1 protein-coding gene is annotated in these 518 nt (G+C 67.2%); it reads right to left on the reverse strand.

The features are described from left to right. Positions 1 to 518, reverse strand: a 518-nt coding sequence (locus FK268_RS23910; protein WP_146437917.1) for a DUF222 domain-containing protein, incomplete at both ends; no start/stop codon positions are given.

Genomic DNA, 518 nt, shown 5'->3' on the forward strand with positions numbered 1-518 from the left:
GATGTGCTCGTAGGCGCGTCGCCCGAGCATCGCGATGTCATCCGGGGTGCAGCCGCCGACCGCTGCGGTGACCAGCATGTCTTCCAGGTCATGAAGTTTGGGCATGGTGAGCTTGTGCGAGCACTTGTCGAGGGCCTTCTCGATCGAGACCGCGTGCCGCTCGGAGATCAGTCCGTCGCGTTGCGCACCGGCGAGTACCGGGAGCTTGGGTTCGGACGCAACTCCGTGCGTCTGCCGGGGTGCTCGCGAGCGGGCACCCCGGATCCGATCGACCGCTTCCCCGCCGGCGAGGTACAGCTGATCGACCAGCATCTCCTTGACACCGGTATACCCGAGCTGCGCCGGCAGGCCCTGCTCGATACCGACCTGGGTGAGCCAGTGCTGGCTGCTGGGCACCTTCCGGGCGGCGCGCTCGAGCCGGCGCAGCCCATCGAGTACCTCCGTGGAGGAGAGCATCACGGGGTTCATCGCGGCGAGCCGTTCCGCCGCCTGTTCGAATGTCGCGAGTGCATCGAGAT

Origin of the sequence: Tsukamurella sputi, from assembly GCF_007858445.1 — a bacterium.
GTDB classification, from domain to species: Bacteria; Actinomycetota; Actinomycetes; order Mycobacteriales; family Mycobacteriaceae; genus Tsukamurella; species Tsukamurella sputi.